Origin of the sequence: Anoxybacillus sp. B2M1 (genome assembly GCF_001634265.1) — a bacterium.
Classification (GTDB): domain Bacteria; phylum Bacillota; class Bacilli; order Bacillales; family Anoxybacillaceae; genus Anoxybacteroides; species Anoxybacteroides rupiense.
Genome location: NZ_CP015435.1, coordinates 172969 through 186708, shown reverse-complemented (window position 1 = coordinate 186708; position 13740 = coordinate 172969). Strand labels below are relative to the sequence as shown.

The 13740-nt window shown below is 43.6% G+C and carries 15 protein-coding genes; 5 read left to right on the top strand and 10 right to left on the bottom strand.

Features of this window, described 5'->3' with window-relative positions; genetic code table 11:
- Nucleotides 1-987: a UDP-glucose 4-epimerase GalE gene (gene galE, locus GFC28_RS01010; RefSeq protein WP_044742307.1), complete on the bottom strand. Its 987-nt coding sequence runs from the start codon at nt 985-987 to the stop codon at nt 1-3.
- Nucleotides 987-2168 (bottom strand): galactokinase, encoded by a 1182-nt coding sequence (locus GFC28_RS01005; protein WP_044742306.1) that lies wholly within the window; start codon nt 2166-2168, stop codon nt 987-989. The genes galE and GFC28_RS01005 overlap by 1 nt, the downstream gene beginning before the upstream one ends.
- A 299-nt stretch (nt 2169-2467) precedes the next feature.
- Between GFC28_RS01005 and GFC28_RS01000 the strand changes: the two genes are divergently transcribed.
- Nucleotides 2468-3250, top strand: a complete 783-nt coding sequence (locus GFC28_RS01000) for an EcsC family protein (protein ID WP_044742305.1) — start codon at nt 2468-2470, stop codon at nt 3248-3250.
- 5 nt (nt 3251-3255) lie between these two features.
- Here the strand turns inward: GFC28_RS01000 and GFC28_RS00995 are convergent, their stop codons facing one another.
- From GFC28_RS00995 to GFC28_RS00980, 5 genes are all read right to left on the bottom strand, one after another.
- The gene (locus GFC28_RS00995) at nt 3256-5460 is read right to left on the bottom strand and encodes an alpha-galactosidase (protein ID WP_044742304.1); all 2205 of its coding nucleotides are present in this window, start codon (nt 5458-5460) and stop codon (nt 3256-3258) included.
- 364 nt (nt 5461-5824) lie between these two features.
- Nucleotides 5825-6364: a glycerol-3-phosphate responsive antiterminator gene (locus GFC28_RS00990; RefSeq protein ID WP_269465546.1), complete on the bottom strand. Its 540-nt coding sequence runs from the start codon at nt 6362-6364 to the stop codon at nt 5825-5827.
- A gap of 57 nt (nt 6365-6421) precedes the next feature.
- On the bottom strand, nt 6422-6589 hold the full coding sequence (locus GFC28_RS19430) for a hypothetical protein (protein ID WP_172798628.1): 168 nt from the start codon (nt 6587-6589) through the stop codon (nt 6422-6424).
- 35 nt (nt 6590-6624) lie between these two features.
- A complete protein-coding gene (locus GFC28_RS00985) occupies nt 6625-8025 on the bottom strand; it encodes a HAMP domain-containing sensor histidine kinase (RefSeq protein WP_044742302.1) in 1401 nt (466 codons plus the stop codon).
- Nucleotides 8022-8696 carry a response regulator transcription factor gene (locus tag GFC28_RS00980; protein WP_044742301.1) on the bottom strand — a complete coding sequence of 225 codons (675 nt, stop codon included), beginning with the start codon at nt 8694-8696 and terminating at the stop codon, nt 8022-8024. The genes GFC28_RS00985 and GFC28_RS00980 overlap by 4 nt, the downstream gene beginning before the upstream one ends.
- A 932-nt stretch (nt 8697-9628) precedes the next feature.
- On the opposite strand from GFC28_RS00980, the gene GFC28_RS00970 reads away from it, so the two are divergent.
- Both GFC28_RS00970 and GFC28_RS00965 read left to right on the top strand, forming a co-directional pair.
- Nucleotides 9629-10096, top strand: coding sequence for an Hsp20/alpha crystallin family protein (locus GFC28_RS00970; protein ID WP_044742300.1), 468 nt, complete (start codon nt 9629-9631; stop codon nt 10094-10096).
- A gap of 260 nt (nt 10097-10356) precedes the next feature.
- Nucleotides 10357-10611, top strand: a complete 255-nt coding sequence (locus GFC28_RS00965) for a sigma-G-dependent sporulation-specific acid-soluble spore protein CsgA (RefSeq protein WP_044742299.1) — start codon at nt 10357-10359, stop codon at nt 10609-10611.
- A 258-nt stretch (nt 10612-10869) separates the two neighbouring features.
- On the opposite strand, the gene GFC28_RS00960 is transcribed toward GFC28_RS00965, so the two are convergent.
- A complete protein-coding gene (locus GFC28_RS00960; protein WP_044742298.1) occupies nt 10870-11277 on the bottom strand; it encodes a YppG family protein in 408 nt (135 codons plus the stop codon).
- A 413-nt stretch (nt 11278-11690) separates the two neighbouring features.
- Here GFC28_RS00960 and GFC28_RS18555 point away from each other — a divergent pair, with 413 nt between their 5' ends.
- A complete protein-coding gene (locus tag GFC28_RS18555; RefSeq protein ID WP_082063547.1) occupies nt 11691-11867 on the top strand; it encodes a YppF family protein in 177 nt (58 codons plus the stop codon).
- A gap of 422 nt (nt 11868-12289) precedes the next feature.
- On the opposite strand, the gene GFC28_RS00950 is transcribed toward GFC28_RS18555, so the two are convergent.
- Together GFC28_RS00950 and GFC28_RS00945 are read right to left on the bottom strand one after the other, a co-directional pair.
- Nucleotides 12290-12658, bottom strand: a complete 369-nt coding sequence (locus tag GFC28_RS00950; RefSeq protein WP_044742296.1) for a YppE family protein — start codon at nt 12656-12658, stop codon at nt 12290-12292.
- A gap of 27 nt (nt 12659-12685) precedes the next feature.
- On the bottom strand, nt 12686-12919 hold the full coding sequence (locus tag GFC28_RS00945; RefSeq protein WP_044742295.1) for a hypothetical protein: 234 nt from the start codon (nt 12917-12919) through the stop codon (nt 12686-12688).
- Between the two features lie 203 nt (nt 12920-13122).
- Here GFC28_RS00945 and recU point away from each other — a divergent pair, with 203 nt between their 5' ends.
- Nucleotides 13123-13719: a Holliday junction resolvase RecU gene (gene recU / locus GFC28_RS00940; RefSeq protein ID WP_044742294.1), complete on the top strand. Its 597-nt coding sequence runs from the start codon at nt 13123-13125 to the stop codon at nt 13717-13719.
- Nucleotides 13720-13740: the final 21 nt, after the last annotated feature.

Below are 13740 nucleotides of genomic sequence, written 5' to 3'. Positions count from 1 at the left end.
TCACGCACCTCGATATCCGTTCGGGTTCGCTTGGTGCCACTCCCAGGCAGAAGCGACGATGTCGTCAATGCTCGTATACGTTGGCGTCCATCCAAGCTCCCGCTTCGCTTTTTCCGCAGAAGCGACCAATCTCGCTGGATCGCCGGCGCGTCTTGGCGCTACAAGCGCTGGAATGTCGCGGCCCGTCACGCGGCGAGCGGCTTCAATCACTTCCTTCACAGAAAATCCGCTTCCATTTCCGAGGTTGAACACGTCGCTTGTGCCACCGTTTCTCAATTTTTCTACTGCTAATAGGTGAGCATCGACTAAGTCAAGAACATGGATGTAGTCACGGATGCATGTTCCATCATGCGTGTCGTAGTCTTCGCCAAAAATTTGTATCTCGCTTCGCTGTCCTAACGCCACTTTTAATATAAGCGGAATTAAATGCGTTTCTGGATGATGATCCTCTCCTAAATAAGCGCCATATGCCCCAGCCACATTAAAATACCGCAGCGAAATATAACGGATACCGTAAGCCTTGTCGGCCCATTTCATCATTTTTTCCATCGCTAGCTTCGTTTCGCCATATGCGCTTTCCGGCACTGTTGGGTTGGTTTCAGAGATCGGTATTTGCGTCGGTTCCCCATATACGGCAGCCGTCGACGAAAAGACGATGCGTTTGACATCAAACTCATTCATCGTCTCTAGCAGCACTTGCGTCCCATACACATTGTTATCATAATACTTTAGCGGCTCCTGCATGCTTTCGCCCACAAGAGAATGAGCCGCGAAATGAATGACCGTATCAATCTCATAGCTGCTAAACACATGCCGCAAGAAACGGCGGTCACGAATGTCTCCATGACAAAAGATCGCTTCTGGATGGACCGCTTCACGATGTCCCGTTTGCAAATTGTCCACGACTACGACTTTTTCGCCTTTTTCAATGAACCGATACACCGCATGGCTCCCAATATAGCCAGCTCCTCCGCAAACAAGAATCATTATACCATCTCCTTTTCTTCTTTTATTTCTCTCGCCCCGCCGCCGATTTTTGCCACATAAAAGCTCGCTTCATAGCCAATTTTTTGCTTATATTCACATCCGACCCGTTCAATGAACGAAGCGATATACTGGTCTTTCACAATATTCACTGTACAGCCGCCAAAACCGGCTCCCGTCATGCGAGCGCCAATGGTTCCTTCGTGCTTCCACGCTGTTTCTACAAGAGTATCAAGTTCTATACATGTCACTTCATAATCGTCACGCAATGAGACATGCGATTGCCGCATCAGTTCGCCAAAGCGCGCTAGATCGCCTCGTTCTAACGCCTCCGCCGCCTCCATCGTTCGCTCGTTTTCGGTAACGGCATGGCGAACTCGTTTTTGTTCGCTAGGAGAAAGAAGATGCTTATACCGCTCAAACTGCTCGCTTGTCATCTCTCCAAGGGAATGAACGTCGATCTCCTTCTGCAGCTTTGCAAGCGCGGCTTCACACGCCGCTCGCCGCTCATTATACGCTGAATCAGCCAATCCCCGTTGTTTGTTTGTGTTGGCGATCACAATCGAACAATCCTGAAAGCTTAATGGCAAATAGCGATACGCTAGTGTTTGGCAGTTTAATAGAAGCGCATGGTTAAACTTCGCCATTCCAATAGCGAACGGATCCATGATGCCACAATTCACGCCGATATATTGATTTTCTACCTGTTGGCTCCATTTGACAAGCTCAAGCATATCGATGTTTCCAGCAAATAGCGTATTGATCAGGACAGCTGTGGCCAGTTCAATCGAAGCGGAAGAGGATAAACCAGCTCCATTTGGAATATTTCCATAATAAAGAACGTCAAATCCGGTGTCTATTGAGCATGCTTGCTGCATGGTGGCGATCATTCCTTTTGGATAATTCGCCCATCCATGTTCTCGATGATAAGCTAAATCATCAAGCGAAACAGTCACTACTCCATGTTCGGAAAAATTTTTCGAAAACAGGCGAATCCATGGACTGCCGTTTTTTCGGGCAAGCGCATATGTCCCGATATGTAATGCACACGGCAGGACATGTCCGCCGTTATAATCCGTATGCTCACCGATCAAATTGACGCGTCCCGGCGCAAAAAACATGCGAATATCTCCTTTGCCCTTACCAAATAAAGAAACAAAATCATCCATTAACTCTTTCATCATTTACATGCCTCCTGCCGGTTAGCTTTATTCCCATCTTTATTGCTAGAACGAATCGAATCTTTAGCCCCACAGTTGAGCGAAATCGGATCATGATCTACTCGCTTTAGAACAAATGTTGATGTATTAATTGTATCTATCAAATAGAACCTTCAGTAAAATATATATTAATGTTTACTGAAAATTTTACTATCGTTTTTACTTAATCACAATGATAAATTTTGCGCTTTGAAACATTTTTTCGCTTTGAACGTATAACAAATCATAAACATATCCACCTTATGAATAAAGGGGGCTCATTCATGGAAAATAAATTTGATCTTGAAAGAGAACTACATAAAATCGAACAATGGGAAAAAGACCAAAAAGATTTATGGTTTTGGGAAAAGCTAGGCCGCCTGCCATTTAAGCTGTTGGACAAGGTCACGCCAGCCATCATCCATAAAAAGCTGGGCCAGCTCTTAGATGAGCTTGGAAGCTATATCCAAACAGGCGGGCAATACCTTGTGCAAAATGAAAAAGTTCTTGAAAGATTTCCCGCGTCATCGATTGAGGAAGTATCTCATCTGCCGCTTGAAAAAATGGATCGCGTTTGCGATGAGTTCATTGAATCACGAATCGCTTTTGCACAATATCAAGGAGCAACAACCGGGATCGGGGGCGTTTTTACACTGGCTATTGATATCCCTGTTCTTCTTGGGCTTGCTTTAAAAACCTTACAGGAAATTGCGATCACGTATGGATATGATCCAAAAGAAAAAAAGGAACGCATTTTCATTGTCAAGTGCCTGCAATTCACTTCAGCCGATATCGTTGGCAAAAAAGCGATTATTGATCAGCTGTCCTCATTTTCCAATGATCATCAGCAAGTCTTTTCACAGCTGCAAGGATGGCGCGAGGTATTAATGACCTTCCGTGATCAATATGGATGGAAAAAACTATTTCAGATCGTTCCGATCGTTGGAATTATTTTTGGATCCATGTTTAACAAAATGTTTATCGAAGATATTGCAGAAACAGGAAAAATGCTGTATCGAAAACGAAGAATTTTGGAAAAGATTCATCAAATAGAATCCGCTGTCTAACCCGACTAGACAGTGGATTCTATTTGATTTGCTTTTAACAGCCATATGACACTTACAAAATCTCCCGATCGTTCCGGCACATTCAGTCCAGCATACATTAACTCATCCCCTCCGTATGTTTCGCCGCTATCCGTGATGCGGTAATTTTTATGTGGATCAAGCCCTTTCAGACGAATAAAAGCGAGCGGCGGATTGGCTTCTGCTAGCACCCTAAAGTAAGCAACGAACGCTTCCGTTTGATCTTCAGATACGAACATCCAAGCGGTTTCATTTCCTGAAAATGGGCTCAATATGCGGTAAAAGGTGCCGAACTGGACAAGACGGCGAATTTGCTTGTAAAAAACGATTTGTTCTTTCACTTGCTCCCGCTCTTTGCCGCTCAATTTTGTGACATCGAGCTCATAGCCAAAATTTCCTGACATCGCTACATGGCCGCGCATATCCAAAGAGGTGATTCGATGGACTTGGCGATTCGGAACGGCTGATACGTGCGCTCCCATCGATATAACCGGATACACAAAACTCGTTCCGTATTGAATGGCTAAGCGGGAAACCGCATCTGTATTGTCACTGGTCCATGCTTGCGGCATGTAATAAAGCATCCCCGGATCAAAGCGCCCCCCTCCTCCTGAACAGCTTTCAAACAAAATCTGTGGAAATCGCGATATGATTTCTTCCATTACTCGATATAGACCGAGCATATATCGGTGCGCTGTTTCCCGCTGTCGCTCCGGAGGCAAGGAAGGAGATCCAATTTCTGTCATATGTCGGTTCATATCCCACTTTACATACGAAATAGGAGCGTTGGCAAGCACATTTGTGATCGCTTCAATCATATAATCACATACTTCCTTGCGGGCATAATCGAGAACAAGCTGATTTCTTCCTTCCGAACGAGGCCGATTCGGAACATGCAGACACCAGTCAGGATGCTTCCGATACAGGTCGCTATCAGCGGAAACCATTTCCGGTTCTATCCATATTCCAAATCTCAGCCCCATTCGATGGATTTGCTTCGCCAGTCCCTCTAATCCATTTGGAAGCTTGCGTTTATCAACGATCCAATCCCCTAATGAGCTTTTATCATTATCGCGATGTCCAAACCAGCCATCATCGAGCACAAACAACTCAATGCCAAGCTCCGCAGCCGTTTTTGCAATGTGGATGATCCTTTCTTCATTAAAATCAAAGTGCGTAGCTTCCCAGCTATTGATCAAAATCGGACGTTCGCGGTCTCGGAACGCGCCGCGAGCAAGCCGGGCACGATATAATTCGTGGAACGTTTGCGACATCCCGTTCAGTCCTTGATCAGAGTAGACCATGACGACTTCCGGCGTTTGGAACGATTCGCCCGGCTCCAATAGCCAGGCAAAATCGAACGGATTGATGCCCATCGCGACACGGGCGGTACGAAACTGGTCAACCTCTATTTGGGCAAGAAAATTTCCGCTATATACAAAGCTCAGCCCATACACTTCTCCCCGATCTTCAGTCGCAGCTTCCCGCAATAAAGCGATAAACGGATGATGCTGATGGCTGCTTGCTCCTCGACGGCTCTCAACCGATTGGATTCCCTCCCTCAGTTTGCTTCGAACCACTGACCGTTCCCTCGCCCAAGCTCCCGACAAATGGATCCACTCATAATCCGCGTCGTGAAAGTCGACATTCATGCTTAATGCCCGTAATAGTTTAATCCGCTCTGTCCCTTGATTTTCCAAACGAACCGAACGAGTGATAGCGCCGAATTCCTCGTATGCGGTGTATAATAAAATCGCTCGCAATCCCGTTTGCCGATCCTCCAAGACGATTTCAAGCGTCTCTGCTTCCTCCTCGCTCTCTACATATGTTGCTGGTAATCCTTTGATCGTTGGTTTTCCTTTATAAATTCGATGCATGTGATAGCGCAAATCAGAAATCGTCGATCCGTTTTCAAGCTGCACTTGATAGGCTGGAGTGCGGAAATCGGTATTGCCGTATGCCGGATATTCTTGCGGCAGCGTGTCTAAAGAAAACGACCGATCGTTCGGCAAAGGATTAGGAGAAAAGGCGCGTCCCCGAAACCGCAGCTTTCTTGAGAGAGAAGCTTTGCGAATCCGCTTTCCCCAATATAAATGAGCTAGGTAGCCTGATTTAACAATTTGCATGACATAGCTTGCCTTGCTTGTTTGCAAATGAAACTGGCTTGTCGCAGGATCAAATGAAATGGCCATCCGCTTTCCTCCCCCGTATGATATATTCGAAAAAATGTGCAAACCAAAATGAACGCACCCGTTGTGCTATAGGAATGGTACGCAATGCTATACATTATAAATAAACCGGATGCGTCAACATCTGTCCCCTTGTGAGCAAGAGATCTTCCGTTGATTACTCATTACATCATATTTCGCTCCTCTCTTCTTTTTCACATCTTTATCGCGTTGGATACTCGAACACAGGCGCTACATCCCCTTTCCTTGTGTAAAAAACAAAAGAGACCACACCAAACACGACAAGCGTTCTGCTTATCATGCATGCGCGGTCTCTCCTAATCTCCTGGCGCCTTATTCACGTTATTTTTAAACAAACCCGGTCTGTCTATTGAATTTCACTATATTTTTTATAATATTCCAACAGTTCTTGATTGGAAGTTGTAATCGCTGATGCCCCTGCATTCAATGCACGTTCGACATCCTCTATCGTGCGTACCAGCCCCCCGGCAAAAATCGGAATGCCTGTCCGCTCTTTCACCTCGCGAATGATATGAGGCATAGCCCCAGGCATCACCTCGATAAAATCCGGCTTCGTTTTTTCAATGAGCTGATAGCTTTTTTCCAAAGCGTGAGAATCAAGCAGAAAAATGCGTTGGATAGCCAGCACCTTTTTTTGTCTTGCCTTCATAATCACGCTTCCCCTTGTTGAAATCAATCCGTACGGCTTAAATTCTTGGCACAAATATTCAGCCGCATACTCGTCATGGCTTAGCCCTTGAATTAAATCAGCATGAATCATTAAGCTTTTTTCATGCTGGCACGCATAACGAAACACGCTTTTCAACTGCGAAATATGCAATTCCAGCAACACCCCATACCGATATGGGCTGCTTAAAAAGCGATCAAAATCCTTCATTGTTTTCATGGCAGGAATGATCTTTTGCTGGTCGATATTCAAAATCATCCCTCTCTTCTGCTTTCTTTATGATTCGTGGCTTTTTGCCGGCTCCATGATCGTTAGGCAGGATAGCGAAAGCATCGTTCTTGGTTTGCAGGCACTTATTTTAATGCCTCGCTTTTGAAACTTTTCAATCACATGTTGAATGGCTTTCTTTTGGTGATTGATTCCTCCATGCAAGTGGTCTTCCATTCTCTTCTCACCTTTCTTCCTCGCTCTGTCATTTTTCATAAAACAGCTTTAGGAATAAACAGTTCCACTGTTGTTCCTGCGCCCACCTCGCTTTGAATCGAAATCTGTCCGCTATATTTATCCACAATTTCCTTTGCGATCGCGAGGCCAAGCCCTGCTCCGCCTTTCTCGCGGCTTCTTACCTTATCGACACGATAGAAACGCAAAAACACCTTTTCTAATTCGTCACGCGGAATTCCAATTCCTTTATCTACAACCGAAATCGATACATATTTTCCTTCTTCTTTTAAACAAACCATAATTTTCTTATTTTGTTGTGAATATTTTACTGCGTTATCCATTAAAATGAGTAACAGTTGTTCTAAATGATGCTTGGCCATTCGAACATGAACCGTTTCCTCAAGCTCGTTATCAATGATAAAATGAAAACTTGGATGAAGAACACGAAAGTTTTTCACAACTTGCTCCGCCGCCTCGCTCGGCGAAATCGGCTGAAGATCAAGAGGAACAGCAATCGCTTCCGCCTTTGATAAATCTAATAGCTCAAGCACAAGCTTTTTCAAACGCACGACTTCTTGGGATGCTGCTTGCAGCGATTCCTCTAAAATGTCGCGATTATTTTTCCCCCAGCGATTTAATAAGGAAAGATGCCCTTCCAAAATGGCGATAGGGGTGCGCAATTCATGGGAAGCATCTTCAACAAATTGCTTTTGCTGTTCAAACGAATCCTGAATCTCATCCATCATTTTATTAAACATGATCATTAATTGGGTCATCTCGTCGTTTGAGGCAGGGACATCCATCCGCTGCTCAAATCCCTTATTTTTGATGTCCATCATCGTTTTCGTTACCGATTGCAGACGTCCGACAAAATGCTGGGCAATGAACATTCCAATCAATGCGCTCATGACCATGGCAATAATGCCGATGCATGTCATCATGATGAACAGCATATTCGTCATATGCTGGACTTTGACCAGATGACGAATAATTTCAATGGTCCCGCTCGCCGTTCCGAAATGAAACGGCTTGCGCAGCACAATGGAGCGTTCATCATTTACCAAATGATATTCAATCTCTAATCGTTTCGGTTGCGCTGCAGGAAGCAACGAAACAGATGCATGATTAGAAACGGACACCATCACATTTCCTTTGTCATCAAGAATGCGAATCACCTGATATTTTTCGTTCAACTTTTCAAGCAACGGCTGACCTTCACGAATGCTCTCTCGAGATATATTACGTTTTTCCTCGTAATAAGTTTCAATTTCTTCAATTGTTTTTTTCATTGTTTTTTCTTCTTCATTCAGGAGCCACTGCTTCACAACTTCATATTGCAGGCATGTAAATAAAAAGTACATAACAAAAATCACGGACCCTGAAAGAAAAGTGAGCTTCCATTTTAATGAGACGTTTCCAAGACGAAAAGGTTTCATGACCGCATCACATATCCAGAACCTCGTACCGTTTGAATATAGCGCTCCTTATCTTTTTCATCCAGTTTATGACGCAAATAACGAACATACACATCGACCACGTTCGTTTCGACCTCCGTATCAAATCCCCACACTTTGTCAAGAAGCATATCCCGTGTCAAGACAATATCAATATTTTGTAAAAAGGTAACAAGTAAATCATATTCCCTTTTTGTCAAGTCGATGATTTGCCCTTCTTTTTTCACGATGCGCGCTTTGACATCAACAAGCAGATCCTTAAATGCTAAGCACTCCTGCTCAGAAGCAGGCTGAATGCGGCGGAACAGCGCCCGAATACGGGCAAGCAATTCCTCGATCGCAAATGGCTTGACAATATAATCATCAGCACCGTTATCTAACCCCATCACGCGATCGAATACACTGTCTCTTGCGGTAATCATAATCACTGGGGTTTGCTTAACCGCTCTTAAACGCCGGCATACTTCCATCCCATTGAGGCTCGGCAGCATCAAATCGAGCAAAATAAGCCCCCACTCTTCCGATAAAGCAAGATCAAGGCCTTTCCTTCCATCATTACATACACATACTTCATATCCTTCATGGAGCAAGTCTAGTTCAATAAAACGAGCCAGGTTGGTTTCATCTTCAATAATTAAAATCCGCTTGTTCATTTTTTGCTCCCTCCTACTATCAACGCATTCTATTTGATCAAGGCCTCAGTCAAGAGCCTAGAAGCGGCGGTGGCTGGATCTTTGCTAAGCATTGGCCTAACTAAAAATCTACAACTTGTCTCCGGCCGCCGCATGGATTTTCCAGCGGTGATTCACTCCATTAAAAAATGGCATTGATATCCGTGATGCTAGCTGAGCATCACATGCAACGATTATAGATGATTGAACTTGCTCCCTCCATATTTCTCCGCTATGTGAGCAGGCGATGAGCCGCTTTCAATGGCCGCCCGAACGTGAATATTGACAGATGCCGTTCATTCACCATCATGATGACAGCCCAAAGACAGCCAGTGAGTCGATTAGACCTGACACCACGAGTTGCTTCATATATATCATATCAAAAAGAAATGCCAACCGCTTCAAACGGTCAGCAACGATGATGTAGCTGAGCTTAGTTTTGCACAACCTGCGGATCTTTATATAAAGCTTTTTACATTCATGTAATGAAGGCACCTCTCCCTTATCCAAAACCGGCTCGTTCAATCTTCAAGTGATATTCTGTCGTCTTTTTATCAAGAGTGGTGATCTAACAAATCCATAAACGCTTGAACGATTTCAACAAGCTGATACATAAGCAACGATAAAGCCGTTCCTGAGAAAAAAAGCGTAATCAGCATTCTCACATGCTCTCCTCCTTCATGATGCCGGGTTCGTTGTGTTAAAAGGATGAGCATTCGATTCATGTGTGGATTCATTTCAAGAAATGCTGCTCTTATTCCGGCTTTATTAGCATTTTTCATCATCCATTTCCATCATAAAGGATCAATCTTAAAAACAAATGAAATTTCATTAAAAAAATGGGGAGTGACCTTTTTGGCGAAACGAGAATACACTTAAAGAAGAGAATTTTAACGCGAAAGGAGAGCTACATGATGAACGAGCATTTTCAACCACCTATGCGAAAAAAACGAGACGACGAACCGTTCCAACGCCTCCGTGAAATGGTGGATCAATTTTTTGATGAAAAGCCGATCAGAAAAATGTTTGAAACACTAGATGAATACTTCCATGAAACCTTCTCCCGCTCTTATATTCCAATCGACATCCATGAAACAGCTGCGGAATATGTGATTACCGCCTATCTCCCAAATGTCAACCGCCAGCAAATTCAATTAGAATTCCATGAAAAGGTATTGCAGCTTACCGTCTATAGTGATGAAACACTGGAGACAACAGACGAACAAAAGCAGATTTACAAAAAACGACGCATGCACCACCAGACTACCCGTTCTATCCCGCTTCCTTATCCTGTGACCGAAAAAGAGATTCAAGCCTCCTTTGAAAACGGAGAGTTGGTCATTCGCCTGCCACAAAAGAAAAAATATATTGATATCAACTAAAAGGTGCAGAAAAAGCACCTTTTTAAACACATCGACCGAGAAGTCTCCCACCCCTATGTGAAGTGGAGGTGGGAGAAGCTCATGTAAAATAAGGAATCATCAACACTTGTGTGCGCCCATACATACTTTTTAGCGTTCTGACGGACTCTATGAATGAAAGGACTTTCTATGAAAAAAGGAGAGAAGCGCCGTTCTTGATCATATCCCATTGCTGTCAACAGCGGAATCCCCAAAATTTTTACGATAAGGAGATGAAGAAGATGGAAACCACCTTAGCTTATCTGCGGGAAGCGCTATCCAATTATCTGGACTACCATAATGATATTCCAAGTCACATTTATCATAAACTGCTGGAAAAGCCTTACGCGAACGAAGAAGAGTTTGTCCGTCATTTATCGCAAAAAGAAGCCGCTTTTTTAAACCATATTTTGCCGCATGAAATTCATTATGCGATGAACGAACAAGACATGAAGCGCGCTCACCAGCTCAATGAAGTATACGAGCAGCTACTTTAGCCGAAAGAAGCATGCGATCCAAAATAAGCCTTTATGCGGAGCCGTTTCCTTATGGTTTTCGATAAGGAAACACCGCATCCTATCAGGGGTCTTGTCTCTCCATTGGAGAAAGGTTAAGAAAATGGCGTTCTTCATTATAAAGGGACTCCGCCAAAAGCTTTCATGAGACGATTCTTGCTCATATCATCTTCATAGTAAAAACAGACGATGAATCGCTAAACATCGGCCATCCTCACACATATAGGAGGATGGCGTTTATTATGCTTTAAATGCCCCGACCAATCCTTTCAGCACTCCACCGATTTGATTGACGGTCTGAATCATTTGTCCCATTGTATTCATCATTTTATTGATATCGTATGTGCCATCGGAATTTTTAAATTGGGACATAATCGACGGAAGGCCTGAAGCAGGCGGCTTTAGCACCGGACCAGATGGTGCGTATGGCACAGGATACGGAGCTCCCGCGTTTTTTCCTACTGGATAAGGCGGATTAGTGCCGTGCATAAAATAAGGCTGCTGATTCATAGAATTTCCCACTGGGTATCCTTGATGGATTGGCCAATGCGAAAACGCTTGAGAATAGGGCATATGCCATCCCCCTGTTGGATAAGGCCACTGCGGAGATGACGGCGGAAGCGGAACACGATACGGATATTGATACATAACATCCTCCCCCACTTTTCGATATACGTGCAACTTGAAAATCAACGGTCGAAGGCAAGACGACAAAAATTCATGGATCGATGACGCAGTCCGTTATTCGATTCATCCGCCGCCGAAAAGCCACACGCACTTCATCTAAAGTTCCACCTGTAAAAAAGCTAAGTACATTTCTATAGGCTGACACCATTATATGTATAGAATGGGCGAAAAGTGAAAATGGCGCCGTACATCATCCATCCTGAAAATCCTTCATTTATCCATGTGCGCGAACGGAAAAGTTCAGCAACGGGCTATTTTCATCCTTACGAATTGTCATATGTTGTCGGAAGTTTCAATTTTTCGAATTTACATCAACCATTATTTTTTATGATAAGATGAACAAAAAGATGAGATGGATAAAGGGGGCATCGATCATGAATACGACAGAATTAAAGGGGAAATTTATAGCGAAAAGAAACTATGAACCGGCCAGCATCAACGAGCTGCTTGATTTTGCCCGTCAAGTATACCTGCGCGGGGAGCTTACGATTTCTGAATATCGCGATCTCACCCGACAGCTGGAGCTAGCAGGCGCTCATAAGCCTGAATAACCGATGGATCATTCATGAAGACAGGACGGGCTCGCTGCTTTTTCATGATTTCATCCGACCCGGTCGAAACATCCACTGTTCGCGGTTATCGGTTAAGCTGTATAACTTGAACATAAGCCGAGTGAACTAATTCCGCTTTCTGTAGATGTTCTACTTAGAAAACTGAATGATGGGTTCCATGGATAAGCATGTTGAAGCGCCCGCTTTTCTTTCTGGCTTTGCAAAGGAAGGCCAGAAAAAAGCAGGCCTATTTTTTTGAAAAAAAAGTGAACACTCAACATCTAATCTATGCTGATCAGCCTCCCTCCTTTCAAGCAAACAGCGGATATATACGAAAAAATGCCCCCAAATACAAAGGAGGTCAGGCTTTTCCTTTCATCTCAAATATAAATAAGGCTATCCCTTAACAGATGGATAGCCTTTTATTGATTTGATCTCATTTCCAATCGTTCGCTGACAAGAGTAAGAGTATAGTCAATGGATTGATGAAATTGCTTCAAGCGTCGAAGCTTGACCGCAGGATAAAACGCCTCGACTACAATTTTTTCGATATTTTCGCTTGTTGCTTCGATTTGCTGCGAATGAACATGCTGCGGCCGCTCTGTGCGGATCCAAGCGAGCGCCTCCTGCCTCCATTTCTCTACCGTTTGACTGACAGCATCAGCAAACGGCTTTACCTGCTGGAAAAAATCAGGCTGTTCATGGCTATTAACGGCTTTTTCAGCTATTTGTAAAATTTCATCATTATATTTGAGCAACTCGTTTGTCAAACGTCTAAGCTGTTCATACATGTCGCATTTCTCTCCTTTTGAAAACCATTATACAAAATGAAGCTTCGATGCGACAAACACTTTCTTCTCAGCCTCGTGATCCAGCTGCTTCTCTACATGGTCAAGCTGCGCAGCTAACTCGTTGATTTGCGACTGCTGATTTCGCTGCTGTTCTTTCACGAGATCATCCATCATTTCATCCATTTTTTGATCAATTTGCTGCATCAACTCCAAAATTTCTTCCAGTTGTTTTTCCACTTCCTCTTTTCTCACCCACCGCATATGCGAATCCTCCCCCTTACCCGTTTGCTTTTAAACATTCGCCGTTTTCTGCGTGCTCCCTTCACACTTGACAAAACTAGAAGCGTTTCGGCAAAGAAAGTCGTCTTTTTTATTTCTTCGTGCAATTTCGACATTTTCTTTATTCCCCCTATTCCAGCTCTCCTATGGTATAATAAAAAACATTCAAAGGAGATGAGGAGAATATGTTCAAATATCCCGGTGGCAGACAATATAAAGTGAAGGAAACAGAAGAAGCCGTTCAACCCCTTCATCAAAATTATGGAAACCGCGGGATGACGTTAGAAGAGGATTTAAATTCCACCAATGAGTATTACCGCGAGCATGGCATTGCCATCATTCATAAAAAGCCGACACCGATTCAAATTGTCCGTGTTGACTATCCAAAGCGCAGCGCTGCTATCATTAAAGAGGCCTATTTTAAACAAGCATCAACAACGGACTATAACGGTGTTTATCGCGGTAAATATATTGATTTTGAGGCAAAGGAAACGAGAAATACAACCTCTTTCCCTTTAAAAAATTTTCACGAGCATCAAATTCAGCACATGAGGCAGGTGCTTCAGCATGGAGCCATTTGCTTCGTTATTTTGCGTTTCGCTTCCTTGGGGGAAGTGTACCTGCTGGATGCTTCGCATTTGCTTTCCTTTTGGGAAAGACAGCAATCTGGCGGTAGGAAATCGCTAACCAAACAAGAAATTGAACAGTATGGCCATCACATTTCACTTGGCTATCAACCTCGAATTGATTATATTAGAGTAGTAGAAAACATCTACTTTTAAGTAAGAAATCAAATCAATTTC